Consider the following 25048-nt stretch of genomic DNA (forward strand, 5'->3'; position numbering starts at 1 on the left):
GGGCGTGGCATGCCGGAGCAGGCGAGTGGCGCGGGTTCAGCGATATCAATTCAAGATCCATAGGGATTGAGCTCGACAACCGAGGAGATCATCCGTTTGCGGAGCCGCAAATGGTAGCTTTGGAGCATCTAATCCGGGACATTCGAAGCCGCTGGCCGGTAGCCCCGGAGGATGTCATAGGTCATTCCGACATGGCCCCGGGCCGGAAATTCGATCCGGGCCCCAAGTTTGACTGGGCGCGCCTTGCCCGGCAAGGCCTTGCCGGACCTGTTTTGTGTAAACTCACCGAAGCCAGCTTCCGAAGTGCGGCTCTTGCCGCTGGTTATACAGCGCCTGCCGATGATGAGCATCTTTTGTCAGCGGCGCGGATGCGCTTCGCACCGTGGCGCGATGGCCCGGAGACAAAAGCTGACAAGCAACTCTATCACCGCCTTTGACAATGCTTTTTTTGGAAACGCCCCTGTGTCAGCTTGCGCGCGATCAGTTATTGACGCGGGCTTGATTTGAGCGCAGGTAACGCGGTGCGCGGAAGGGCGGATGGCCGCTGGCATCGAAGTCGGTGTCAGAGGAAAGTCCGGACTCCAAGAAGCAACGGTGCCGGGTAACGCCCGGGCGGGAATCGATAAGGCAACTTGTCGGGAACCCGACGGAAAGCGCCACAGAAAACAAACCGCCACATAACTGTGGCAAGGGTGAAAAGGTGGGGTAAGAGCCCACCGCGCTGCTGGCAACAGTGGCGGCAAGGCAAGCCCCACCGGGAGCAATGCCAAATAGGGATCGCGTGTCGCAAGACAGGGTTGCTTTTGCCCGAGCAGATCCGGGTTGGCAGCTAGAGCTGTCCGGGCAACCGGGTGGCAAGAGGAATGGTCATCGAACCAGAGCAATCTGGGGAACAGAATCCGGCTTACAGGCCTTCCGCGCATAGATCTGATATGGAAAGTGTGAACTTTCAGGCAATAGGCCAGCCAGGACAGGTACGAACGATGATTGCATTAGGCGCGGCTTATCGTTTTTCCCAAAATAGGTGATCTGATGCCTTGTATGGTTCGAAACAGTTAAGTGGATAGGTAAACCTACACGACGCGAAGTAGAACGACGGAAAACCTGGCTTTTGCGGTTGACTTGGTGGCCCATCCAGTTAAAAGCCGGGCTTCAGGATTGACGCGCTCGCTCACCGGAGCGGGATTGCAGCAGGAGAAGTAACATGGCCAAGCCAACCACGATCAAGATTCGTCTGAACTCCTCCGCGGGGACAGGCCACTTCTACGTGACCAAGAAAAATGCCCGCACAATGACCGAGAAAATGGTCGTACGTAAATACGACCCGGTTGCGCGGAAGCACGTCGAATATAAAGAAGGCAAGATCAAGTAGTCCTTCTTTCACAAGATTTGACAAAGCCACGCAAACCCTGCGTGGTTTTTTTGTGCTGTCAGGAAATTCGAAAACTGACGCAGACCGACTGTACGGTTTCCATCATTGTCGCTGCAAAACGCACGTCTAGTGACGTGATGAGATTGGGCAATTGCAACAATCGAAAAATGGCGCAGCCATCTATCCTTGAAAACCGGCATACATCAGCGCTCTTGTGTCCCTCCGCATGACAGCAAGTGAGTTACGGTGTGATTTTATCCGATGTACTAGATTGCGAGAACGCAACAAAAAAGGCCGGCTCTTTGAGAACCGGCCTTTTCGTCAACTCACTTGCGAAGCTAGTTTATTCGCGGTTTCCGAACAGGGACAACAACATCATGAACATGTTGATGAAGTTCAGATATAGGCTCAGGGCGCCCATGATACCTGACTTTTGCAGCCATTCCTGGTCACCGTGATGCGCATGCTGGAGATAGGTGTTCTTGATGTTCTGCGTGTCGTAAGCTGTCAGACCCGCAAAGATTAGAACGCCGATGGCTGAAATGGCAAACATAATCGCCGGGGACCCGAGGAAGATGTTCACAATCGACGCCACAACCAGACCGATAACGCCCATGATCAAGAAGCTGCCCCAACCGGAGATGTCCTTTTTCGTCGTGTAGCCCCAGAGAGACAGACCGGCGAAGGAAATGGATGTGATCAGGAAGATTTGCGCGATCGACATGCCGGTGAAGGCCACAAAGATCCACGAGATCGAAAGTCCCATCACACCTGCAAAGGCATAGAAGAACAGTTGAGCCGCTGCAGCCGACATGCGATTGATCATTGCACCAAAGGCGAAAACCATGCCCAGAGGCGCGAACATTACGATCCATCCAAGAATGTTTGGTGACAAGGTGACTGGATCACGGAAGACCGCCATTAATCCCGGCGCAGTACCAACTGCCCAAGCCACAGCAAAGGTGATCAACATGCCTACGGACATCGTGCCGTAGACTTTGCTCATATGGGTGCGCAGACCCTCATCAATCTGGTCGGCGCGGGACCCGGCAACAGACCGGATTGTGTTCACGTCAGCCATTAAGACCTCCAATAAAACGTTTTTTTCACGCATCAGACCCTCTGAGCGTTCTCTCAAACGAATATCGGTGCCTATGAGGCGTATTTCAAGGTTTTTCGGTCGGGTTTATGCCGGTTTGACCAAATTAGGCTAACAAAGTGTTACCAACGAGCCAAACCGGCGGATTTTACATTTGTCTTCAGTGAAATTTCCATGATTGCGGCACGTCCCAGATACTGCGTTTGGCTTCGAGATCGGCCGCATGGCGGGTTACACCGATGTCTTCCAATGCGCGGTCATCGAGTTGGGCAAGAGCACGGCGGGTTCGCCAAAGCGTCACGAGTGCCTTCAGGCCTCTGCGCGGTTTCTGTGCGGCACAGTGTTGTGTTTGTTGAAAATGATCAATCAGGGCCATTGTACTTTCCTTTCGTGATGTATTGAGTGGATTTCATCAAATTACTTGATGTATATTGTACGCTATGCTTCATTAGTAAAACGAATGTTTGTGAAGCCAATCATCAGGAAGCTTGATATGAGAAATTTGGACGTCACGACTTTGCGGTCGTTTGTAGCTGTCGCTGACGCGGGTGGAGTCACGCGCGCCGCCGGTTTTTTGCATTTGACCCAATCTGCCGTTTCAATGCAGCTCAAGCGCTTGGAGGAATTGTTGGGTTTGGAACTGCTGGACAGATCAGGCCGTACGATTGCTCTGACGGCCTCTGGTGAACAATTGTTGGTTTACGCCCGTCGCATGGTTGCATTAAACGATGAAGTTATTGGGCGCCTCACGGATCAGGCGTATGAAGGCGAGATTGTCCTGGGAGTACCGCATGATATCGTTTACCCGGCAATTCCGCAGGTTCTGAAACAATTTCATGCAGCATTCCCGCGTGTTAAAGTTCAGTTGGTGTCCTCTTACACTCGCGCACTCAAAGAGAAATTTGGGCGCGGGGAGTGCGATCTGATTCTCACCACGGAAAACAATATTGAGCCAGGTGCAGAGACGCTGAGTCGCAAACCTCTACGTTGGATCGGAGCTCCGGGTGGCGCTGCGTGGCGGCAAAAACCGCTGAAGTTGGCTTTTGGGAGGCTGTGTACATTCCGACCACGTGTCGTTGAGGCATTGGACTCGGTTGGTATCCCTTGGGATGTGATCGTCGAAACCGATAGTGATCGGACAATTGAGGCGACGGTGAGTGCTGATTTGGCGATTCACACCATGATTGAAGGCACCGAACCGCCACATCTGGAACGCATAGATCACGGCGGCGCATTGCCGGAATTACCCCTGCAGCTGATCAACCTTTACGGAGCGCAGGTCAAAAAGGGTGTCGTTCATGATGCTCTGGCAGATGTTTTGCGCAGGGCTTTTGCGCGAGTGGAATCTCTAAGATTGAAAGTGGGGTGAGAGCTTTCCAGATCGTGCAATCTGTGTTTTCTGGGAGAGATTACGTGAAAAAAATGAGACATTTTTTGTTTGATCCGGCAAATATCCGCCAGAATAAGCGCAACGAGGTCATTTTCCGCCTATGTTGAGCAGGCGCAAATGCGCAGAGACGAGACTGTTTTGCACAGAAAATACATTATCAAATACTTAATTTGGGAACTTCAAATTCAACCTATAGTAGTTAATTTCCGCTGAAATTTTGACTTTTAGTAAAATTTTTAACGGAATCTTCCTGTAAGCGAGCAAAATGGCAAAGCCGCTGAAATCCTTGGATAAGCCAGCATTAAAGAGGCGCTTGGCGTTTGACGTTCACAAAAATGGGATGCGTTTGTTGTTGATTGCATGCTGATTTCCACTATTGTTTTTAAGCATAAGTGTATTTCGGTGTTCGCGGCTAGGTTGTGCCAACAACCATTGAAAGTCAGTTGGCCACCTTTTTTAGCAAGGTTAAAGCAAGGAATAATCAGATGGTACATGTCGTAGACGTTCACGTTGGAAAGCGAATCCGGCAGCGTCGCTGGCTTGTTGGCATGACACAGCAGAAACTGGCGGAATGTGTAGGCATCAAGTTCCAACAAATCCAAAAATATGAGACTGGCGCAAATCGCGTGAGTGCATCGCGCCTCTGGGATATTGCTGATGCGCTTGAGGTCGATGTCGCGTTCTTTTTTGATGGCCTCAAAGCCGAAGATGGTGCTGAAACTGCAAGCGATGTGATTTCAGCGGATATGATGGGTGACAAAGAAGCGATGGATCTCGTTCGATCTTATTATGCTATCCCTGAGAATCAACGCAGACGCCTGTTTGAACTGGCACGTGTTCTGAGCGATGTTGCCTGACCAAAAAATGTTCTGGCAGAGTATTCAGCGCTTGCTCTGAATATCTGAGATGGGCCTACCTCTCTTGCCTCTTTGACGTCGGAGTGGCACGAGGGGCGCATGATCAGCGACAGTCGACAGTCCCCAGACGAAATTCTCGCGTTGGAAAGCATTGCGCATCTTTTGGCTGACAGCGCTCGCGCGGCTATCCTACCATACTTTCGTCGCTTCGATTTGGTAGAAGACAACAAGCTGGATCGAGGTTACGACCCGGTAACGCAAGCTGATCGCGCAGCAGAATGCGCGATGCGCGCTATTCTGGCTAGAGAGCGCCCAGACGATGCAATTCTTGGTGAAGAATATGGATCGAAAGAGGGTCAAAGCGGTCTGACCTGGGTGCTTGATCCCATCGACGGAACACGTGGTTTCGTCAGCGGCACGCCCACATGGGGTGTTTTGATTGCAGTATCGGACGATCAGGGCCCGTTTTATGGGATGATCGATCAGCCCTATATCGGCGAACGGTTTTTTGGCACGTGGGGGCGGGCACAAATGCGCGGGCCTCAGGGGCAGGTTGACTTGCGCACGCGAGCGACAAAAGCCCTGAAAAACGCCATTATCTTCACGACTTTCCCCGAAGTGGGTACAGCTGCTGAAGGCGCGGCATTTAGAGCCTTGGCAGAACAAACCAAACTTACTCGGTATGGCATGGATTGCTACGCTTATGCGCTTCTGGCGGCGGGGCAGATCGATCTTGTGGTCGAAGCCGGTTTACAGGCCTATGACATTCAGGCGCCCATTGCGCTTATTGAAGCTGCTGGCGGTGTTGTGACGGATTGGCAGGGCCGTCCGGCGCATCATGGTGGGCGCGCTCTGGCCGCAGCAAACGCCGATGTCCACGCTCAGGCCTTGGCAATTCTGGCCGAGGTCACTCCGTGAGGCGTCTTTTGCTGCGCGACGCGGCGCATGTTCTCACCATGGACGACGAACGGCGCGAAGTAGAATTCGCCGACATACTGATTGTTGATGGCGTCATCACCGAAATTGGCAGCAACCTTAGGAGTGACGCGCCGTCCATCGATGTCAGTGCCTGTGTGGTGACTCCGGGCTTGGTGAACACACATCACCATCTTTATCAGTCGATGACCCGGGCGGTGCCAGGAGGACAGGATGCTCTGCTTTTTGGATGGCTTCAGGCGCTTTACCCAATCTGGGCCCGGTTTACACCGGATCACATGTTTACTTCAGCACAGGTGGGGTTGGCCGAATTAGCCCTGTCAGGTTGCACGCTCAGCAGTGATCATCTCTATGTTTACCCGAACGGCTCTCGCCTCGAGGATACCGTTCACGCGGCTGCGGAAATCGGCATCCGGTTTCAGCCAACCAGAGGAGCGATGAGCATAGGTGTTTCGGCGGGTGGCCTGCCGCCGGACAGCTTAGTTGAGGAAGAAAATGCGATTTTGGAAGACTGCATCCGTGTGATTGATGGGTTTCATGACGCGAGTCCCGAGTCGATGTGCCGAGTCGGCGTAGCTCCATGTTCGCCTTTCTCTGTAAGCAGGGATCTGATGCGTCAAGCATCTTTGCTCGCGCGCGATAAAGGCGTGATGATGCATACGCATCTGGCTGAAAATGACGAGGACATTGCCTATTCACTGGAGAAATTTGGTTGTCGTCCTGGCCAATATGCGCAGGATTTGGGGTGGGTCGGACCGGATGTCTGGCACGCGCATTGCGTCAAACTAGATGCTTCCGAGATTGAGTTGTTTGCACAAACCAAAACAGGTGTCGCGCATTGCCCTTGCTCCAATTGCCGCCTCGGAAGTGGGATCGCTCCCGTCAAAGCGATGCGTGCCGCAGGTGTTCCGGTGGGGCTGGGCGTTGACGGGTCTGCCAGCAATGACGCGGGTAATCTTGCGGCAGAGGCGCGTCAGGCCATGCTATTGCAACGGGTTGCCCAAGGGGCGGACGCCATGAGCGCACGCACTGCTCTGGAGATTGCAACGCGCGGCGGGGCGGATGTGTTGGGCCGACCGGAATGCGGACGGATCGCTGTGGGGGCGCGTGCGGACATCGCTGTTTGGGATGTGTCGGGTATCGAGTCTGCGGGCAGCTGGGACCCGGCGGCGTTGCTGCTGGCTGGGCCAACAACTGTGCGTGACCTGTTCGTGGAAGGTCGCGAAGTGGTACGGGATGGTCAGATTGTTACCTTGGACATGGGAGCTTTGGTGGCGCGGCAAAACCGAATGGCGCGCGAGTTGCGAGATGCGATATGAGGTTGATTTACAGTTTTCTTGTTTTATTGACATCGACGGGGATGGCCGGCGCGGACAGTGCGGCCCTGCAGGCGCTCAACACCTATCGCAGTGGTGAAGGACGCGCGCCCGTGGCTTATTCAACGGAGCTTGAGGCGGCAGCCCAGTCGCATGCCTTGGACATGGCACGGTCCGGCTTTTTTGATCACACCGGCAGTGATGGGTCGAGTGTGGCGCAGCGGGTGTCGCGCCTAGGGTACGGCTGGTGCATTGTGGCCGAGAATATTGCAAAGGGACAGCAATCTTTGTCCGAGGTCATGCAAGCCTGGGCCGATTCTCCGGGCCACAAACGGAACATGTTGTCGACAGAGGTGACGGAGTTCGCTTTGGTCGAAGCGGGCGATTACATCTGGGTCATGGTACTGGCCGCACCCGGGTGTTGACCAGTTCGCTTAAGGCGTAACTGGTTCTTTGCACGCTCGTTTGCGTCCGGCGATCCATACATCAGCGATCGCCCGATCATCTCCCATCATCACAGTCGGGAAAATGGCTTCCCAAACAGTATTTGCCTCGCGCGCGCGCTGCGTAATCGCTGGTGTTGATTCAAGATCCAGTATTGCAAGATCTGCGTCACTGCCTGCACGAAGCGTGCCGATGTGATCCTGCAGATGCAGGCTCCGGGCGGAACCCGCCGTTGCCAGCCACAGCAATTGTGCGGGATGCAACGCGGTGCCCCGCAATTGGGCTATTTCATACGCGGCGGCCATGGTGCGCAGCATGGAAAAGGACGACCCACCGCCCGTATCGGTTGCTAGTCCCAAAGGAATACGTCGTGTCGCCAGCCCCGCCAAATCCATCAGACCTGAGCCGATGAATGTGTTCGAAGTCGGGCAATGGACCAGGGCGGCACCGGTCTCGGCAATCCGGTCAATCTCTCGCGGTTCAAGATGAATGGCATGGCCAAACACCGCCCGCGCGCCGAGCAAGCCATGGGTTTCATAAGTGTCGAGATAGTCGCGCGCATCGGGGTACAGGTTACGAACCCAGTCAATTTCTGGTAATTGTTCGCTAATGTGAGTCTGCATCAGGCAATCAGGATGCGCATGCCATAGGGCTCCCAGAGCATCAAGTTGTTCAGGTGTTGATGTCGGCGCAAACCGAGGGGTGATCGCGTAATGCGCGCGCCCGGTTCCATGCCAGCGATCTAGTAGAGTTTTGCTGTCGTCATATGCCGTCTGCGCCGTGTCGCGAAGCCCGTCCGGCGCGTTGCGGTCCATGCATGTCTTGCCTGCGACAACGCGCATGTCGCGGGTGGAAGCTTGAGTAAAAAATTCATCTACGCTTGTGGGATGGATCGTGGCAAAGGAACACATGGTTGTGGTGCCGTGGTCCAACGCGAGGTCCAGATACCGCGACGCGATCGATTTGGCATAAACCGGATCCTCCAACCGCATCTCTTCCGGAAACGTATAGGTGTTTAACCAATCGATCAGTTGTTTGCCCCAGCTGGCGATCATTGCGGTCTGGGGATAATGCACATGAGCATCCACAAAACCAGGGCAGATCAGGTGCATGCCGTAATCCACGATTTTGGCTTTCGGATGCGCGGCGCGCAGAACACTAGCGTCGCCGACGGCACTGATCTGCGCGCCATCAATGAGAACCGCGCCTGATGTGTTGACGCTGACAGCGTCTTGCCAGGGCGTTTCCAAAGGATTGCCACGGGCGACGAATGTCTGGCCCAATAGGAGAGTTTGTACGCTCATCCCTTTTCTTTAAGCTCTTCGTTTGCCTGCCACAACTGGAAGGTGGATGTACGGCGCACGACCATTGTATCCGATCCGACGCGCGCATATGGTCCTGTGAGCAGGAAGGGACTTTAGCGAATGTCGGATCAAACCGTGGAGTTGGATGCGGAAACTGACGAGGACGCTTATGTCCTTGATCCCAAGGCGATTTCGTCCATTCTGTATGCGGTTGATATAGAGGATTCCGCCAAGCTCACAGAGCTGATGGAGCCACTGCATGCGGCGGATATTGCAGATCTTCTAGAGCAGATCAATGCGTTCGATCGGTCGAGGCTGGTTCGCCTTTATGGTCGTGAATTTGACGGTGAGATCCTCTCCGAGCTTGACGAGTCCGTCCGCGAGGAGGTGATCGCAGTTCTGCCGCATCAAGTCCTGACGCAAGCGGTGCGGGACATGGACAGCGACGACGTCGTTGACCTGGTCGAAGACCTTGAAGATCACCAACAGGAAGCCATCCTGGAGGCGCTGGAAGATGTAGACAGAGACGCCGTCGAGCGCGCATTGGGATACCCCGAATATTCCGCCGGCCGCTTGATGCAGCGAGAGGTGGTGATGGCCCCTGAACACTGGAGCGTCGGCGAAGCAATTGACCATCTGCGCAGCACGCCCGAAGAGCAACTGCCGGACCAGTTCTACCATATCGTGATTGTCGATCCACGTTTGCATCCGATTGGCAATGTCACGTTGGGCAAACTGATGCGTTCCAAACGCGCTACCAAACTGGCTGATATCCAGGAGGAAACCTTTCAGGTCATTCCGGCTTTACAAGAGGAATCTGACGTTGCCTATGCCTTCAACCAATATCACCTGATCTCTGCGCCGGTTGTAGATGATGAGGGTAGGCTGATCGGCGTGATCACCATCGATGACGCCATGGCTGTGTTAGACGAAGAACATGAAGAAGATATTCTGCGTTTGGCGGGTGTGGGCGAGGGGTCCTTGTCGGATCGCGTGATTGAGACAACCAAACAAAGGCTGCCTTGGCTGGCCGTCAATCTGGTCACCGCCATTGCCGCCAGCGTGGTCATTTCGCAGTTCGAGGCGGCAATTGCGCAAATTGTGGCCCTCGCTGTACTCATGCCGATTGTCGCCTCGATGGGAGGCAACGCCGGTACACAGTCTCTTACAGTCGCCGTGCGGGCCATTGCCACCAAAGACCTTACAGGCGCGAACATCTGGCGGGTTATACGTCGTGAAGTTTTAGTAGGTTTGGTGAATGGCGTGATTTTTGCCGTGGTCATGGGCCTCGTCGGGGTGATTTGGTTTGGATCACCCGCGCTGGGCTATGTGATTGCTGCAGCAATGGTGATAAACCTTGTCGTCGCCGGTTTTGCTGGTACGGCAATTCCCGTCTTGCTCGAACGTTTTGGTGTTGACCCTGCCTTGGCATCCGGGGCGTTTGTAACAACGGTCACAGATGTGGTGGGCTTCTTTGCTTTCCTCGGCCTTGCTGCGATGGTCTTGCTGTGACCGACCTCGCTGAAGTCAAAGACACTGCGCGTAAGGAGGGATTTGCCCGACGCAAAAAGGCGCATGCGAGTGACTTTGGTGTCGCGGCTGGAGTTCTTTCCGGATTTTTAGCTGGCCATCGAGGTGTGCCTCTTTCTGGCTACATGCCCATCCGCACCGAAATCGATCCGGTGCCAGCCATGTCAGAAGCTGCAGCGCATGGGCCAGTCGGAATCCCGGTGATTATGGGCGCGGGGTTACCCCTGAAATTCGCGCGATGGGAGCCGGATTTGCCATTGGTGAACGGGCCTTTTGGCGCGCGCATTCCAGCTCAGCCTGAGTTTTTCGAGCCGGAGATTGTGATTGTGCCGTTGGTTGCCTTTGATGCAAACGGTGGGCGTTTGGGGTACGGTGGCGGTTTCTATGACCGCACGCTGGAGCGCCTGCGTGCTGCGCGTCCGACACTGGCGGTTGGATTTGCATACTCTGAGCAAGAAGCGGCCTCGTTGCCAATTGAGACGACGGATCAAAAGCTCGATTTTGTCGTCACCGAAAGCAATGTTGTTGACTTTCGGTCCGCGTAGCCTTGCTGCGATTACCGCCACGTGTTGCATGCAAAAAAGCACAGAAAACCACCAATTCAACAAGATTGGGTTGGTGGTTTAAGCTGTGATGGCGCTGCGCTCACCCTTTTTCAAAAGCGCTGAACGCTTCTGCCCATACGGGATGCCACCGGGACAAGGCCGGGCGGTTCTCGGCAATGTCACCGGCCCCCCACAAGATGCGGCGCGCATCGGTGTTTTCATTTACCATGTTATCAGGACACAGGATGTAAAAATCGCCCTGCGCGACACGACCAAACAAGTAGTCGACGCATTGTTCACTGGTCCACGCACCGTCTGGTTTTTGCGGCATCACCGCCGCGATCATGCCGGTATAGGTGAACCCTGGCACAAAAAGATGCGTATCGACGGGCGCGGACATTTCGCGTAGCTCATGCGCCAACTGTTCAGTCAAAACCTTAACTGCTGCCTTGGAGGCATTATAGGCTGGATTGCCAGGCGGCGTCGTGATCCCCTGTTTGGAGCCAGTGTTGATCACGGCGCTTGGTCTGTTGGCTTCAATCAACCCTGGGACAAATGCTTGTACGCCATTAAGTATACCAAAGAAATTCACATCGAAGGTCTTACGCCATACCTCCGGCTTCTGAATCGTGTCGGAATCGATGCCAATGCCCGCATTGTTCATTACCACGGCTACCGGTCCAAGGCCGAAAGCAGTTTGCGCCAATGCGGTCACCGCGCCTGCGTCTGACACGTCAGTGACTGCCGTGTGTACTGTGGCCCCCGCATCACGCAGACCCTTTGCGGCAGTGATTAATTGTTCTTCAGCTATGTCCGCCAGAAGGATGTCGAAACCTTCCTTGGCCAGGTGATGTGCGGCTGCCAAGCCAACACCGCTGGCCCCTCCCGTGATCACAGCCAAGCCGCCTGCGGATTTGATATCATTCCATGCCATAGCGCCATCCCTTTTGCTGAACTTACCCAAGTCTAGCGCAGGAGTCTCTCGGCGGCTATCGCAATGCGCGCCAATTTTCTGCAGCAAACCTCTTGCTCTGTGTGTCGGCGCGCCCTACGGATCAAACATGAAAATCTTGTTTCTTGGCGATGTCATGGGGCGGGCCGGTCGGCGCGCGATCACCGAAAATCTTTCGGGTTTGCGCGAAGCGTGGAAACTGGATTTTGTCGTGGTCAATGGCGAAAATGCGACGTCAGGTATTGGCTTGTCGGGCGCGCATGCCAAAACGCTTCTGGACGCAGGGGTGGACTGCCTGACACTTGGAGATCACGCCTTCGATCAAAAGGACATGCTTAGGTTCATTGAACAGGAACCCCGCATCATCAGGCCCTTGAACTTTTCCAAAACAGCGCCGGGTAAAGGCGCGCGTCTCTTTACGTCCAAGAACGGGCGCAAAGTTCTTGTGACGCAGATTCTGGGTCAGGTCTTTATGAAGCGCCCGTTTGATGATCCCTTTTCCGCGGTGGAACCGGTTTTGAAAACGCATCCTCTGGGTGGCATGGCGCAGGCTGTGATTGTGGACATGCACTGCGAAGCGACGTCCGAGAAAATGGCAATGGGCCATTTCTGCGATGGACGTGCCAGTCTCGTGGTTGGCACGCATACCCATGTGCCCACGGCAGATGCGATGGTTTTGCCCGGCGGAACAGCCTATTTGACTGATGCAGGCATGTGTGGCGACTACAATTCCGTGATTGGCATGGAAAAGACCGAACCGATGCGCAGGTTCATCACTGGCATGCCGCGGGATCGGTTTACGCCCGCCAATGGCGAAGCCACGCTCTCCGGTGTCTATGTAGAAACGGATGATCGTACAGGTCGCGCCAAGCGGATCGCGATGGTGCGCAACGGGGGGCTTTTGCAAGCCGCAAAGCCTTGAAACAGCTCACGCGACGCGAGGTTTTCATCTGCACCGCTGTGCTCGTATTGATGGGTGCGGGCTGGGGGATGACACACCCGCTGAGCAAGATCGCGGTCTCCACAGGATACCAACATTTTGGTCTGATCTTTTGGCAACTGGCCATTGGGGCAGCTTTGATGGCCGTGATCTGTGCGTTGCGGGGTACAGGTCTTCCAAAAGGGCGAAAACAGATCGGCATATGCCTAATGGTCGCGATTGTCGGCACCATGATCCCCAACACGGCCTCTTATCAGTCGATCGTGCATCTTCCTGCGGGCATCGCCTCCATCTTGCTGTCGATGGTGCCGATGTGGGGATTTGCGATTGCACTGATCATGGGATTGGAGCGTTTTTCCTGGCGTCGGGCCGGTGGCCTCTTATTGGGTTTGTTTGGCGTGATGTTGATTGCGCTCCCTGGTGCTTCGGTGCTGAATTTAGCGGTGTTTTGGGTGCTGGTCGGGCTTCTCGCTGGGTTTTGCTACGGGCTCGAAAGCAATCTGGTTGCCAAATTCGGAACCGCAGGTATGGATCCGTTTCAGGTTCTATACGGCGCTTCGATGATGGGGGCCGTCATCATGTTGCCCGCCACACTTCTGTCTGGGCAATGGATTCCGTTGGATGCTGCGATGACACGCGAAGGGCAGGCATTGGTTCTGGCCTCGGTGATCCACGTCATCGTCTATGTCAGCTATGTCTGGATGGTAGGACGCGCCGGGTCTGTATTTGCGGTTCAGGTCAGCTACCTTGTGACTGGGTTCGGAGTGCTCTGGGCAAAACTTATCCTGGATGAAACTTATCCAAGCGGCGTTTGGATCGCTTTGCTGTTTATGTTCGCAGGGATGTATTTGGTGCAGCCGCGTGTCAAAGCGGTGCTTGCCCCCGGATGATCAATCAGCGACACTAACTTCCGGTTGAACTGCAAGTAAAGGCTGCATCACATTGTTCCCGCTCATTGAATTTTCACCGACCGTCAGTGCTGTGCTGACACTGGCCGTGGTTGCGGTGATGTTCTTTTTGTTTGTACGCGAGGTTTTTCCGACCGAGGTTGTGGCCATCACCGGTGCGGCCTTGATGCTGTTGCTCGGCGTTCTGCCCTATGAAGACGCTCTCGCGGTCTTGTCAAACCCAGCGCCCTGGACGATTGCATCGATGTTCATTGTCATGGGCGCGCTAGTGCGCACAGGCGCGCTGGAAGTGCTGACGCAAATTGCCGAACGCTATGCGAAAACCCACCCTAAATCGGCCGTCGCGGGTGTGATCCTTTCTGTGATGGGCGCCTCCGCTATCATGAACAACACGCCAGTAGTGGTCGTCATGATCCCGGTTGTTGTCCAGTTGAGCCAGACCCTCGGGGCCAAAGCCTCGAAATATCTTATTCCGCTCAGCTATGCCGCGATCATGGGTGGCTCGCTTACCTTGATCGGGACCTCGACCAACCTGCTGGTGGACGGTGTCGCGCGCGGGCAGGGGTTGGCTCCTTTTACCATCTTCGAAATCCTGCCCATCGGACTTGTAGTTTGTGTCTGGGGTCTGTTGTACTTGGCTGTTGTGGCTCCGCGTTTGCTACCGAACCGCGACAGCATGGCGAATATGCTGTCGGATCGCTCCAAAATGAAGTTTTTCACCGAAGCTGTGATCCCGGCCGAAAGTAATCTCATCGGCCGCGACGTTCTCAGCGTCCAACTTTTCAAACGCGAAGGCGTGCGCCTCGTTGACGTCATTCGCGGTGATGCCTCGTTGCGCCGTAATCTCAAGGACGTGGCGTTGCAAATCGGAGACCGTGTCGTGCTGCGCACCCAGATGACTGAGCTGCTCAGCCTCCAAGCCAACAAAGAACTCAAGCGAGTGGATCAGGTTTCGGCTGTTGCGACCTCCACTGTGGAGGTGTTGATCACGCCGGGGTGTCGCATGGTGGGGCGATCTTTGGGAGACATGCGCCTGCGCCGCCGGTACGGTGTCTACCCGCTGGCGGTGCACCGACGCAATCAGAACATCGGGCGCCAACTAGATGACCTGGTTGTAAAAATCGGCGATACGCTCTTGCTCGAAGGCGCGCCAGAAGACATTCAACGTCTGGCCGCGGACATGGATATGGTGGATGTGTCGCACCCGTCGGCGCGCGCATTTCGTCGCAGCCATGCGCCCATTGCCATACTCGCACTCGCGGGGATCGTCATACTGGCGGCATTCAACGTGGCACCTATTTTATTGCTGGCTGTACTGGCCGTCGCTCTCGTGTTGGTCACTGGGTGCATTGACGCGGATGAGGCGTTTTCTTTCATCGATGGTCGGCTGCTTGCCTTGATTTTCGCGATGTTGGCTGTCGGCGCAGCTCTACAGCACTCCGGCGCAGTTGCGCTTATTGTTGATGCTGTCTCGCCCGCTTTGACCAACATGCCCCCGACCGTGGTTGTGCTGGTGGTCTTTGTTATGACCTCAACTTTCACGGAAGTGGTTTCCAATAACGCTGTGGCCGTGATCATGACACCACTTGCAATTGGTTTGGGAACTGCGCTGGGCCTCGACCCGCGCCCGCTTGTGGTTGCTGTGATGATTGCCGCATCCTGCGCTTTTGCCACGCCCATCGGGTATCAAACAAACACGCTGGTCTATGGACCGGGCGGTTACAAGTTCACCGATTTCATGCGCATTGGCGTGCCTTTGAACCTGAGCATGGCTTTGATCGTTTCTGCGGTCATTCCACTGATCTGGCCGTTGTAACAGCAATGTGCCGAACGGCGAAAAACCATTTCTTTGCAGTATCTTGCGACCAAAAAAAAATTTGTCTACCTTACACGAAAAGACGATGCCGTTCCGTCGTATGCCAGTCTTGATGGGAACACTTGGGCGGCTACAGGGGCCAGACGACTAGGATCACCGGAATAGAGACTGCAACAACAATCACTTCGAGCGGTAGACCCATGCGCCAGTAGTCTCCAAATTTATATCCGCCCGGGCCCAGAATAAGCGTGTTGTTCTTATGCCCGATCGGCGTCAGGAAAGCACTCGACGCAGCCACAGCAACGGCCATCAAGAAGGGGTCTGGCGACACAGATAAGGTTTGCGCCATCTGAATACCCACGGGCGCGGCGACGATTGTGGTCGCGGTATTGTTGAGAACATCGGAGAGCGTCATGGTCACGATCATCAACACTGTCAGAACGGCCCATGCGGGCAGACCGTTTGTCCATGACACCAAAGCGCCTGCAATCAGCTCGGTCCCGCCAGAGCTTTCCAATGCGGCGCCGAGCGGGATCATCGAACCCAACAAAACAACTACAGGCCAATTGATGTGATCGTATAGTTCGCCCAAGGGCACGATACGCGTCAACACATAGGCGACAACAACTAGTCCCAAGGCGATGGGCAGATACAGCAAGCCGACGCTGGCGGCAATAACTGCACCCGCGAACAGACCAATGGCCAACCATACCTTGCTGTTTTCCGTCACCGCCAGACCGCGATCAGCCAGAGGCAGGCAGCCCAGCCAGTCTGTCACGTCCTGCCCGGTATCGCGCGGCACCAAGAGCAATAGGATGTCGCCGGTTTTAATTTCGGTTTTGCGCAGATGTTTCGTGATCCTTTTGCCTTGACGGGAAATTCCCAGTAAAACGCTGCGTTGGCGCCATGCCAAACCAATGGTCTGAGCGGTCTTACCGTTGATGCGCGCGGTCTCAGGCACCACGACCTCGATGATTTCCACTCCCTCACCATCTGCGCGCAAGGCTTCCTCGCGCTTGGTGTCCGCGATTGCCAGATCAAGGCTGGTGCGGAATTCATCCAGCGCCTCTGGCGTGGCTTCCAACACAAGCGCATCGCCCGCATTTAAAAGGGTGTTGCGGGATTGCCCATAGCGTCTCTTGCCATCCCGGATCAGACCCAAAATTGCGACATCCGCCTTGTCAGCAGAATCGTTCAATTCTGAAACCCGTTTGCCGATCTGTTTGCTGCCTTCAGGCACAATGAGTTCGGCAATGTATTGAGAAATGTCACCGTTGGTATCGTCTGCCGTGTCGCTTTGTGGAATAAACCGCCATCCAACAAGCGCGACAAATATCAAACCAGCCAACGCGGCGGCACCGCCCACAGGGGCGAAATCAAACATGGCAAATGGGGCGCCCAAGGCATCCTCGCGGATCGAGGCAATGATAATGTTAGGGGGAGTTCCGATCAGCGTTGCCATGCCGCCAAGGATCGTGGCGAAGCTGAGCGGCATCAGGCTAAGACCCGGGGCACGACCGGCTTTGCGGGCGGTTTGCATGTCCACAGGCATCAGTAAGGCAAGAGCCGCGACGTTGTTCATGAAAGCTGAGAGCACCGCCCCAAACGCACCCATGAGAGCAATATGTGCACACAGACTGCGTGAGGCATCGACCAATGTGCGCGTGAACAGAAACACCGCGCCCGAGCGCACCAAACCAGCAGAAACCACCAAGACCAAAGCAACCACAAGCGTGGCCGGATGGCCAAAACCCGAAAACGCATCTTCAGTTGGGACCACACCGACTACAACACCAATCATCAATGCGGAAAATGCCACGATATCGTATCGAAACCGTCCCCACAGCAGCAAGCCAAATACGGCGCCAAAAAGCGCAAACAGAATGATTTGGTCAGACGTCACAGGGACTTGCTCCACAGACTTGATTTCGCGAGTTGTTTTACCTCAACTGCGGTTATGTCTGATTTGAACTTTTTAATCACCAATGGATTTTCAACGGCGCTGGAAGATGCCGGTAAACTGGGTCCCCGCGCAGCATCCAAGACGAAACTGCGGATTTTTGGCCTGATCAGATATCTGCGTGGAATCGAAAACAGTTGGCGTTCTCCGGACCATCTGCGTTGGAGCCATGTCGCGCAGGCCCGTCATGTGAAACAGTACTACCCGCCGCCAGAATTCGGAGCTTTTCTGCGTGACATGGAAAAGCCTGTTTTGTTTCAGTCCATTAACGGGCTGAACGATCCGGATAATGAAGGGTATTTTGCCCGGTTTCGTTCGCGAAAGTTTGAGCTGGCGTGCCTGGTGCTCTATACAGAACACACCCATCGCCGCTTGGCTTTCTTGTCTGTCGGGACTCTGGCAGATTGCGACCGTCGGCTCGCAGCGTTGCGCGAGGCGAAACGCGCAAAACTCCTGATTACTCAAGTGCGAGCCCTGGATACCCCTTAATGCGGCGTTTGATGAAATCTTGACAGAAACGGCGATATGGCTTAAGTGTTGCTTTGCAAGACAACAGTTACTTTTACCTCGAAATGAGGAGGTTATCCATGAGTGATGTGCAGATTAACTCGGGTTCAGAGATAAAATCCACCAGACGTGCGGTGACGCGTAAACCTGTTCGGACCGCCAAGACCTCCGAGATTACTCTCTCTGTCTTGGATGAAACTGCGCATGAGGAGGCTTTCGACGCACTCAGCCCGGCAGAGAAGAACGCAGTGTTTCGCGACGTTGGTGAGGAATTGGCGCGTACCTTGGGCGCTCAGGTGATTGCCCGGATGCTGAATGATACAGCCCTCAGTGGCCGGGAAATTGGCGCGAAGTTTGGATTTGACCACTCTGCCTTGTCGCGCATTGCGCGCGGAGAGTCGAAAACCGGACCAACGCTCTGGAAGGTCTTTGCCTTGGCCGAGGCGCTGGGCTACCGGATCGAGTTGAACGCTGTAAAAAAGTGATCTCTGCCGATCTGATTTCTGACGCGCTCATCCTTGGCCCGGCCATTTGGGCCTGTTCCTATCTTTTGAGGTCACGCTGGTACGAGCGGCAGGCCGAAATACTGGCAACACAGGGCGCAGACCCGCATACCGTTCAGCTGAAGCGGGAAGAGGCACGCTATTTTCAGGATTTTGCGCGGGTCATGCCCAATTGGATGCTGGGTGCGCTCACGTTGGGCCTGGCGCTGCGATTGGTGATGATTGTTGTTCAGCTCGGGGTCGGCGCACCATAGGGGTTGAGCGTTCTCTGGCAGGCGGATAAACAATCTCAAACTCAAAGAATGGGAACTTCCAATGGCCGGCCACTCAAAATGGGCAAACATCCAGCACCGCAAAGGGCGCCAGGATGCTGTGCGCGCAAAACTGTTCTCCAAGTTCAGCAAAGAGATCACCGTCGCGGCCAAGATGGGCGACCCCGACCCGGACAAAAACCCGCGCTTGCGATTGGCCATCAAGGAGGCCAAGTCTCAATCAATGCCCAAGGACAACATTGATCGCGCGATCAAAAAATCGCAGGCGGGCGACGGCGATGACTACGAAGAAATTCGTTATGAGGGCTATGGTCCTAATGGCGTCGCTGTGATCGTGGAGGCGATGACAGATAACCGAAACCGGACAGCATCAACGGTCAGATCCACCTTTACCAAAAACGGGGGCAATCTTGGCGAGACCGGCAGCGTGGGCTTCATGTTCGACCGCAAAGGTGAAGTGACATATGCGGCGGACGTGGGTGATGCAGACACGGTTATGATGGCGGCCATCGAAGCCGGTGCGGAGGATGTTGAAAGCACCGATGAGGGCCACGTGATATGGTGTGCAGATACGGACCTCAACGATGTGGCAACAGCGCTGGAAAGTGAATTGGGCGAGTCCGAGAGCACCAAACTGGTTTGGAAGCCCACTATCACGACAGAGATGGATCTGGAGAGCATGCAAAAACTGATGAAGCTCATAGACGCGCTCGAAGACGACGACGACGTGCAGCGCGTCACGACAAATTTTGATGCCTCAGATGAGGTGATGGCGGCGCTGTAATCGGTTGGCCATTATTAAATGAAAAAAGCCGCTCCGGATGCCTGGGCGACTTTTTCTTTGCGCGACGCGTGGCGTCTTAACGCGCTTGGTCGCATCTGGTGGAAAACAACATGCGTGCGAAGTATGACCAGCTTTGTGTTTCGGCCCTGCACTTTCGCACTTTGTTTCGATTGATGCGCTTCATTAAATTCTTCAAATCATTCATCTTTTTATGCGCTCCACTGCCACCGGCCTCTCTTTGGACGGCCAGGATTTTCTTCTGTGTGTGCAGCGCCGACTCAATCAACGCGATGTCCTTCGCGGTGAGGTCGAGGTTGTTCTGATTATTTAACATTTTAATCGCATCCTTATTACTCTTCCCATCATATGGGGAACAAAAAGGTATACGCCAATCATCTAGGTTCAGATTTCCGTGATTTATCTTTCTAAATCACAGTTCTGTGAGAATTCTTAATGAGATGTTCTGCCGCGACGGCCTTTATGCCGCGCGTCAAAGGGTCAAGCGCCGCCGACATCAACCGACTGGTTTGCCAATAAAGACGCACGTCCATAGGCTGATCCGAAATCAACGGCACAAGAGAACCACTTTTCAGATGTTCCGCGACAAGGGGCAGCGGGTTGAGCCCCCATCCGAGCCCCACCAGCGCGGCGTCCACAAATGCGTGAGTTGAGGGCAGTTGATGTGCCGGTGGCATCAAGCTTAATCCTGTCGATTGGGAGATCCAGCGATGCTGCAGTTTGTCCTTGGTGTTGAAGGTCAGCACAGGCGCGCATTCCAAGGCCTCCGCGGTCACGCCCTTGTCAAACCACCGTGCTATGTAGTCAGGGCTTGCTGTCGCCACATAACGCAACGCCCCAAGTGATTGACAATTGCATCCCGAGACGGCCTTGGCCTCTCCGGTGACTGCAGCGCTGACAGCCCCGCGCAATAGCCAATCTGTCGAGGTGTCTTGATCATCGATCACTAACTCGAACAGCATGTCACTACTTTGCGCCAGCGCCGCTACAAACCATGTGGCAAGACTGTCTGCGTTCACGGCAATCCGCACACGCGGGGCGGAAACTCGAGACGCAGGCGCGACATCATCCATCACACGCGCTTCAAGCAACGCGACATCGTCGGCGTGACGCGCAAGACGTGTGCCTGCGGATGTGGGCACGCAGGGTTGACCGCGATAAATCAAAGCCGTGCCCATCTGCTCTTCCAGTGCTTTGATGCGCTGTGAGATGGCGGAGGGCGTCACTTTCAAATGCGCGGCCGCGGCATCGAAACTGCCATGACGCACGATTGCGGCTAGGGCGGCCAGTTGGTTGGGATCCATGAGCATTAGCAAATCTAATCTACAGTGATTTTCTTTAATTTGATTTAATCGATTGCGAGGTTTAGTCAATATCCAGCCAGCGAGGAGCCTGCCTGTGTTCGATGCCTTTTTCCCAGGATTTATCCTGAGCCTGTCTCTGATCGTCGCCATCGGCGCACAGAACGCTTTTGTGCTGCGTCAGGGGCTGCGGCGCGAACATGTTTTCTGGGTCTGTCTGACCTGTGGTACATCGGACGCTGTGCTTATCGCAGGCGGCGTCGCGGGATTCGGCGTTTTAGCGCAGAAATTGCCTTGGTTCGAGACCGCTATGCGATATGGCGGTGCTGCATTTCTGATGTGGTATGGTTGGCGGAATGCCCGCTCCGCATGGGAGGGGGGGCACGCGTTGCAGGCGGACGGAATAACGGACAGGCCCCTCGGTTCAACGCTTTTGACTTTGCTGGCAATTACCTGGCTGAACCCGCACGTCTATCTCGATACGGTGGTTTTGATCGGATCGATTTCGGCTCAATACGATAACCGAATTTGGTTTGGTGCAGGCGCCGTTTTGGCAAGCATCAGCTTCTTCTTCGCATTGGGCTACGGCGCGCGCGTCTTGGCACCGCTCTTTGCCAAACCCACAAGTTGGCGCATATTGGATGGTCTGATCGCTTTTACCATGTGGGCCATAGCAGCGGGCTTGCTGTTAACATAAACCCTTGCAGTCTAGAGCAAAACGCGGTGTCTATGCCGCATGGTCACCCGCACCCCACAGCGCCCGCTTGTCGGCATCTTCTGGATGTTGGCGACCGGTGTGTGCTTCATAGCAGTGACGGCGCTGGTCAAGTATATGGGACCACGTCTGCCTCCAGTCGAAATGGCCTTTCTGCGTTATTTTCTAGGCTTGGTGTTTTTGATCCCGGCCATTGGGGCACTTCGGCAGGTGCATTTGACCAAACGACAGTGGGGTTTGTTTGGCTTGCGCGGTTTTGTGCATGGCTGTGGTGTCATGCTGTGGTTTTATGCCATGGTTCGCATTCCCATCGCAGATGTGACGGCCATGAACTACCTCGCACCTGTCTACGTCACCATCGGGGCTGCGCTTTTTTTGGGCGAGAAACTGGCGTTTCGGCGGATTCTGGCGGTGGTGGTCGCGCTTGCAGGTGCGCTGATCATTTTGCGCCCGGGATTCAGAGATGTCAGCAGCGGGCATCTGGCTATGCTATTTGCCGCAATCGTTTTTGGCGGATCCTACCTGACGGCCAAAGTGATGGCTGATGAAGTCAAACCGTCTGTCGTGGTGGCGATGCTGTCTATTTTCGTGACCCTGGTTTTGGCTCCTTTTGCCTTCATGCAGTGGGTGACGCCGACACCTGGCGATTTGGCCTTGTTGTTTTGTGTCGCCTGCTTTGCGGTTGCTGGGCATTACACGATGACCCTCGCTTTTGCATCGGCCCCTTTGACGGTGACGCAACCCGTGACCTTCACACAATTGGTCTGGGCCGTCTTGCTCGGCTATCTGATTTTTGACGAGGCAGTCGATATCTGGGTTGTGGTCGGTGGCATCGTGATCCTCGCTTCGGTTGTGTTCATCACTTGGCGAGAGGCTGTGTTAAAACGCGGTCAAACCACGCCGACTGTGCATGAGACAAAGGTTTAAGACTGATACAGATTTTTATTGATTGACTAGTCAATAAAAAAACCTCTATGCGGAACACGCTGCATTTTGGAGGAAATCTTATGCCGAAGTTAGGAATGGAACCGATCCGTCGTTCTGCTTTGGTCGAGGCGACCATTGCGGAACTGGCCTCCAAAGGATCCATGGACATCACGGTGGGACAAATTGCCAAGCGGGCGGGAATGTCAACCGCATTGGCGCATCATTATTTCGGCGGCAAAGATCAGATTTTTCTAGCGGCCATGCGCCGGATCTTGCGGGATTTCGGCACAGAAGTGCGGCGTGCGTTAAAAGAGGCGGCAACGCCGAAAGGCCGGGCCATTGCGCTAATTGAGGCCAGTTTTTCGCCAACCTGCTTTGCGCCGGATACGGTGAGCGCGTGGATGACGCTGTATGCGCAGGCGCAAACCAACAGTGAGATGTTGCGGCTTTTGAAACTCTATCAAAGCCGGTTGAAATCCAATCTCAGCCACGCGCTGCGGCCATTGACAGATGAACCTGATGCTGCTGCAGAAACCTTGGCTGCGCTGATTGACGGACTTTACCTAAGAGCCGCATTGTCGCGTTCGCAGACCCCCGATGCCGCGCGCTGCACGGCCTTGGCAACGCTCAATACCTTGTTGGAGGGCCGCCGATGAGCCGCCCAAATATTCTGATCCTTATGGTCGATCAGCTCAACGGCACGCTCTTTCCGGATGGGCCTGCTGACTGGCTAAATGCGCCAAACCTGAAAAAATTGGCCAAGCGGTCAACGCGGTTTCGCAATGCTTACACGGCGTCGCCGCTTTGCGCGCCTGGCCGGGCGGCTTTCATGTCCGGGCAACTGCCTTCTGCCACTGGCGTTTATGACAATGCTGCTGAATTCCCATCCTCTGTGCCGACATATGCGCATCATCTCCGCCGTGCAGGATATCAGACATGTCTGTCCGGTAAGATGCACTTTGTTGGTCCGGATCAGCTGCATGGGTTTGAAGAGCGCTTGACCACCGACATCTACCCGGCGGATTTTGGCTGGACGCCAGATTATCGCAAACCTGGCGAGCGCATCGATTGGTGGTACCACAACATGGGGTCAGTGACCGGGGCCGGCGTGGCTGAAATTTCCAATCAGATGGAATATGACGATGAAGTCGCTTTCAACGCCAAGCGCAAGATCTATGATCTGTCACGCGGGTCTGATGACCGCCCATGGTGCCTGACGGTCAGTTTCACACATCCGCACGATCCCTACGTGGCCCGCAAGAAATATTGGGACCTCTATGCGGATTGCGCGCATCTGTTACCCGAGGTTCCGGCCTTTGACTACAGCGATCAGGACCCGCACAGCCAGCGGATATTCGACGCAAACGATTGGCGCAGTTTTGAAATTGCGGATGAGGATATCCGCCGGTCGCGGCAGGCCTATTTTGCAAACATTAGCTATCTGGATGACAAGGTTGGCGAGATCCTGCAAACGCTCGAGGATACCAGGCAGGAGGCAATCATCCTTTTTGTCTCGGATCACGGAGACATGCTTGGCGAGCGCGGGTTGTGGTTCAAGATGTCCTTTTTCGAAGGTTCCGCTCGGGTACCTTTGATGATCTGCGCGCCGCAGATGGAGGCAGGGCTGCAGACCACGCCCGTATCCAACATCGACGTCTGCCCAACGCTGTGCGATCTGGCCGGGGTAGATATGTCTGAGGTGATGGACTGGACCGACGGCGAAAGCATCGTGCCTCTGGGCCAAGGCGGCAGTCGCGACACGCCCGTTAAGATGGAATACGCCGCCGAAGGCTCCTACGCGCCGCTGGTCTCGCTGCGCTATGGCAAGTGGAAGTTTAACCGCTGCGCGCTTGACCCCGACCAGCTGTTCGACATGGACGCCGACCCGCATGAGCTGATCAACCTGGCCCAAGACCCAGCCCATAAAGGCACCTACAACTCGCTGTCCGCCAAAGCAGATGCCCGCTGGGATCTGGACCGTTTTGACGCCGACATCCGCCACTCCCAAGAGGGTCGCTGGGTGGTCTACGAAGCCCTGCGCAAAGGCGGCTACTTCCCTTGGGACTAGAAAAAAAAAAAAAAAGCCTCTGAGCGTTACATGCGCAACCACATGGACCTCAACGTGCTAGAAGAAAACCAACGCTTCCCGCGCGGCGAATGACAAGACATCAGGAGATCGACATGCAAAACGCCCAACCCACCGCCAGCCACTTCATCGACGGGGCTTATGTCGAGGACACAAACGGCGCCGAGATCACCTGCATTTACCCCGCCACCGGCCAACCCATCGCCACCCTCCACGCGGCCACGCCTGCGATCATCGAACAGGCGTTGGCCTCAGCGGAACGGGGCCAGAAAATCTGGGCCGCCATGACAGGCACCGAACGAGGCCGCATCCTACGCCGCGCCGCCTTGATCATCGAAGAACGCAACCACGCGCTGTCGGAACTTGAAACCCTCGACACCGGCAAGCCCATGTCCGAAACGCTCTATGTCGACGCCACATCCGGCCGCGAGGCGCTGGAATATTTCGGCGGCCTCGCAGGCAGCCTGACCGGTGAGCATATCCAGCTGGGCCAATTCTGGGTCTCCACCGTCCGCGAGCCGCTTGGCCTCTGCGTCGGCATCGGGGCGTGGAACTACCCCACCCAA

The 25048-nt window shown here is 55.1% G+C and carries 26 protein-coding genes, 1 other RNA gene and 1 pseudogene; 22 read left to right on the forward strand and 6 right to left on the reverse strand.

What is annotated here, in order from left to right:
* The 3 genes from AB8B75_RS21720 to rpmG all read left to right on the forward strand — a co-directional run.
* On the forward strand, positions 1 to 437 hold a 437-nt coding region (locus AB8B75_RS21720), incomplete at its 5' end, for an N-acetylmuramoyl-L-alanine amidase (RefSeq protein WP_405365260.1).
* Positions 438 to 525: 88 nt separating this feature from the next.
* An RNA gene (rnpB, locus tag AB8B75_RS21725) (RNase P RNA component class A) lies at positions 526 to 923 on the forward strand.
* A gap of 281 nt (positions 924 to 1204) precedes the next feature.
* Entirely contained in the window at positions 1205 to 1372 is a 168-nt protein-coding gene (gene rpmG / locus AB8B75_RS21730; protein WP_011454349.1) for a 50S ribosomal protein L33, read from the forward strand.
* Positions 1373 to 1715: 343 nt separating this feature from the next.
* On the opposite strand, the gene AB8B75_RS21735 is transcribed toward rpmG, so the two are convergent.
* Both AB8B75_RS21735 and AB8B75_RS21740 read right to left on the reverse strand, forming a co-directional pair.
* Positions 1716 to 2453, reverse strand: a complete 738-nt coding sequence (locus AB8B75_RS21735; RefSeq protein WP_405365263.1) for a Bax inhibitor-1 family protein — start codon at positions 2451 to 2453, stop codon at positions 1716 to 1718.
* Between the two features lie 178 nt (positions 2454 to 2631).
* Positions 2632 to 2847 carry a DUF1127 domain-containing protein gene (locus tag AB8B75_RS21740; protein WP_405365265.1) on the reverse strand — a complete coding sequence of 72 codons (216 nt, stop codon included), beginning with the start codon at positions 2845 to 2847 and terminating at the stop codon, positions 2632 to 2634.
* 117 nt (positions 2848 to 2964) lie between these two features.
* Between AB8B75_RS21740 and AB8B75_RS21745 the strand changes: the two genes are divergently transcribed.
* From AB8B75_RS21745 to AB8B75_RS21765, 5 genes are all read left to right on the forward strand, one after another.
* The gene (locus tag AB8B75_RS21745; RefSeq protein WP_405365267.1) at positions 2965 to 3840 is read left to right on the forward strand and encodes a LysR family transcriptional regulator; all 876 of its coding nucleotides are present in this window, start codon (positions 2965 to 2967) and stop codon (positions 3838 to 3840) included.
* A 506-nt stretch (positions 3841 to 4346) separates the two neighbouring features.
* A complete protein-coding gene (locus AB8B75_RS21750) occupies positions 4347 to 4718 on the forward strand; it encodes a helix-turn-helix domain-containing protein (RefSeq protein ID WP_405365302.1) in 372 nt (123 codons plus the stop codon).
* A 99-nt stretch (positions 4719 to 4817) separates the two neighbouring features.
* Positions 4818 to 5636 (forward strand): histidinol-phosphatase, encoded by an 819-nt coding sequence (gene hisN, locus AB8B75_RS21755; RefSeq protein ID WP_405365269.1) that lies wholly within the window; start codon positions 4818 to 4820, stop codon positions 5634 to 5636.
* On the forward strand, positions 5633 to 6973 hold the full coding sequence (locus AB8B75_RS21760) for an 8-oxoguanine deaminase (protein WP_405365271.1): 1341 nt from the start codon (positions 5633 to 5635) through the stop codon (positions 6971 to 6973). The genes hisN and AB8B75_RS21760 overlap by 4 nt, the downstream gene beginning before the upstream one ends.
* Complete coding sequence (locus tag AB8B75_RS21765; protein WP_405365273.1) at positions 6970 to 7395, forward strand: CAP domain-containing protein; 426 nt, start codon at positions 6970 to 6972, stop codon at positions 7393 to 7395. Before AB8B75_RS21760 ends, AB8B75_RS21765 begins: the two co-directional genes overlap by 4 nt.
* A 9-nt stretch (positions 7396 to 7404) precedes the next feature.
* Here the strand turns inward: AB8B75_RS21765 and guaD are convergent, their stop codons facing one another.
* Entirely contained in the window at positions 7405 to 8718 is a 1314-nt protein-coding gene (guaD, locus tag AB8B75_RS21770; protein ID WP_405365275.1) for a guanine deaminase, read from the reverse strand.
* Between the two features lie 120 nt (positions 8719 to 8838).
* Between guaD and mgtE the strand changes: the two genes are divergently transcribed.
* Together mgtE and AB8B75_RS21780 are read left to right on the forward strand one after the other, a co-directional pair.
* Positions 8839 to 10230, forward strand: coding sequence for a magnesium transporter (gene mgtE / locus AB8B75_RS21775; RefSeq protein WP_405365277.1), 1392 nt, complete (start codon positions 8839 to 8841; stop codon positions 10228 to 10230).
* A complete protein-coding gene (locus AB8B75_RS21780; protein ID WP_405365279.1) occupies positions 10227 to 10793 on the forward strand; it encodes a 5-formyltetrahydrofolate cyclo-ligase in 567 nt (188 codons plus the stop codon). The genes mgtE and AB8B75_RS21780 overlap by 4 nt, the downstream gene beginning before the upstream one ends.
* A 100-nt stretch (positions 10794 to 10893) precedes the next feature.
* Here AB8B75_RS21780 and AB8B75_RS21785 read toward each other — a convergent pair whose 3' ends face one another.
* Positions 10894 to 11727, reverse strand: coding sequence for an SDR family NAD(P)-dependent oxidoreductase (locus tag AB8B75_RS21785; protein WP_405365280.1), 834 nt, complete (start codon positions 11725 to 11727; stop codon positions 10894 to 10896).
* A 127-nt stretch (positions 11728 to 11854) separates the two neighbouring features.
* Here AB8B75_RS21785 and AB8B75_RS21790 point away from each other — a divergent pair, with 127 nt between their 5' ends.
* The 3 genes from AB8B75_RS21790 (at position 11855) to AB8B75_RS21800 (ending at position 15409) form a co-directional block, all read left to right on the forward strand.
* On the forward strand, positions 11855 to 12667 hold the full coding sequence (locus tag AB8B75_RS21790; protein WP_405365282.1) for a TIGR00282 family metallophosphoesterase: 813 nt from the start codon (positions 11855 to 11857) through the stop codon (positions 12665 to 12667).
* Complete coding sequence (locus tag AB8B75_RS21795) at positions 12664 to 13575, forward strand: DMT family transporter (protein ID WP_405365284.1); 912 nt, start codon at positions 12664 to 12666, stop codon at positions 13573 to 13575. Before AB8B75_RS21790 ends, AB8B75_RS21795 begins: the two co-directional genes overlap by 4 nt.
* A gap of 118 nt (positions 13576 to 13693) precedes the next feature.
* The gene (locus tag AB8B75_RS21800; protein WP_405365304.1) at positions 13694 to 15409 is read left to right on the forward strand and encodes an SLC13 family permease; all 1716 of its coding nucleotides are present in this window, start codon (positions 13694 to 13696) and stop codon (positions 15407 to 15409) included.
* A 130-nt stretch (positions 15410 to 15539) separates the two neighbouring features.
* Here AB8B75_RS21800 and AB8B75_RS21805 read toward each other — a convergent pair whose 3' ends face one another.
* On the reverse strand, positions 15540 to 17312 hold the full coding sequence (locus AB8B75_RS21805; protein ID WP_405365286.1) for an SLC13 family permease: 1773 nt from the start codon (positions 17310 to 17312) through the stop codon (positions 15540 to 15542).
* A gap of 54 nt (positions 17313 to 17366) precedes the next feature.
* Here AB8B75_RS21805 and AB8B75_RS21810 point away from each other — a divergent pair, with 54 nt between their 5' ends.
* The 4 genes from AB8B75_RS21810 (at position 17367) to AB8B75_RS21825 (ending at position 19435) form a co-directional block, all read left to right on the forward strand.
* Positions 17367 to 17858: a hypothetical protein gene (locus tag AB8B75_RS21810; RefSeq protein ID WP_405365288.1), complete on the forward strand. Its 492-nt coding sequence runs from the start codon at positions 17367 to 17369 to the stop codon at positions 17856 to 17858.
* A gap of 98 nt (positions 17859 to 17956) precedes the next feature.
* The gene (locus AB8B75_RS21815; protein ID WP_405365290.1) at positions 17957 to 18361 is read left to right on the forward strand and encodes a hypothetical protein; all 405 of its coding nucleotides are present in this window, start codon (positions 17957 to 17959) and stop codon (positions 18359 to 18361) included.
* Positions 18358 to 18633, forward strand: a complete 276-nt coding sequence (locus AB8B75_RS21820) for a hypothetical protein (RefSeq protein ID WP_405365291.1) — start codon at positions 18358 to 18360, stop codon at positions 18631 to 18633. The genes AB8B75_RS21815 and AB8B75_RS21820 overlap by 4 nt, the downstream gene beginning before the upstream one ends.
* Positions 18634 to 18694: 61 nt before the next feature.
* Entirely contained in the window at positions 18695 to 19435 is a 741-nt protein-coding gene (locus AB8B75_RS21825; RefSeq protein WP_405365293.1) for a YebC/PmpR family DNA-binding transcriptional regulator, read from the forward strand.
* Positions 19436 to 19860: 425 nt separating this feature from the next.
* Here AB8B75_RS21825 and AB8B75_RS21830 read toward each other — a convergent pair whose 3' ends face one another.
* Positions 19861 to 20763 (reverse strand): LysR family transcriptional regulator ArgP, encoded by a 903-nt coding sequence (locus tag AB8B75_RS21830; RefSeq protein WP_405365294.1) that lies wholly within the window; start codon positions 20761 to 20763, stop codon positions 19861 to 19863.
* Between the two features lie 88 nt (positions 20764 to 20851).
* Here AB8B75_RS21830 and AB8B75_RS21835 point away from each other — a divergent pair, with 88 nt between their 5' ends.
* The 5 genes and pseudogenes from AB8B75_RS21835 to AB8B75_RS21855 all read left to right on the forward strand — a co-directional run.
* Positions 20852 to 21451, forward strand: coding sequence for a LysE/ArgO family amino acid transporter (locus tag AB8B75_RS21835; RefSeq protein WP_405365295.1), 600 nt, complete (start codon positions 20852 to 20854; stop codon positions 21449 to 21451).
* 39 nt (positions 21452 to 21490) lie between these two features.
* The gene (locus tag AB8B75_RS21840) at positions 21491 to 22396 is read left to right on the forward strand and encodes a DMT family transporter (RefSeq protein WP_405365297.1); all 906 of its coding nucleotides are present in this window, start codon (positions 21491 to 21493) and stop codon (positions 22394 to 22396) included.
* Positions 22397 to 22476: 80 nt separating this feature from the next.
* Complete coding sequence (betI, locus tag AB8B75_RS21845; protein WP_405365299.1) at positions 22477 to 23052, forward strand: choline-responsive transcriptional repressor BetI; 576 nt, start codon at positions 22477 to 22479, stop codon at positions 23050 to 23052.
* A pseudogene (gene betC, locus AB8B75_RS21850) lies at positions 23049 to 24557 on the forward strand (choline-sulfatase). The gene betI and the pseudogene betC overlap by 4 nt, the downstream one beginning before the upstream one ends.
* 20 nt (positions 24558 to 24577) lie before the next feature.
* Positions 24578 to 25048 (forward strand): aldehyde dehydrogenase family protein (locus AB8B75_RS21855; RefSeq protein WP_405365300.1); only part of this gene is annotated, 471 nt, incomplete at its 3' end.

Origin of the sequence: Roseobacter sp. (assembly GCF_045106495.1) — a bacterium.
Taxonomy (GTDB): domain Bacteria; phylum Pseudomonadota; class Alphaproteobacteria; order Rhodobacterales; family Rhodobacteraceae; genus Roseobacter.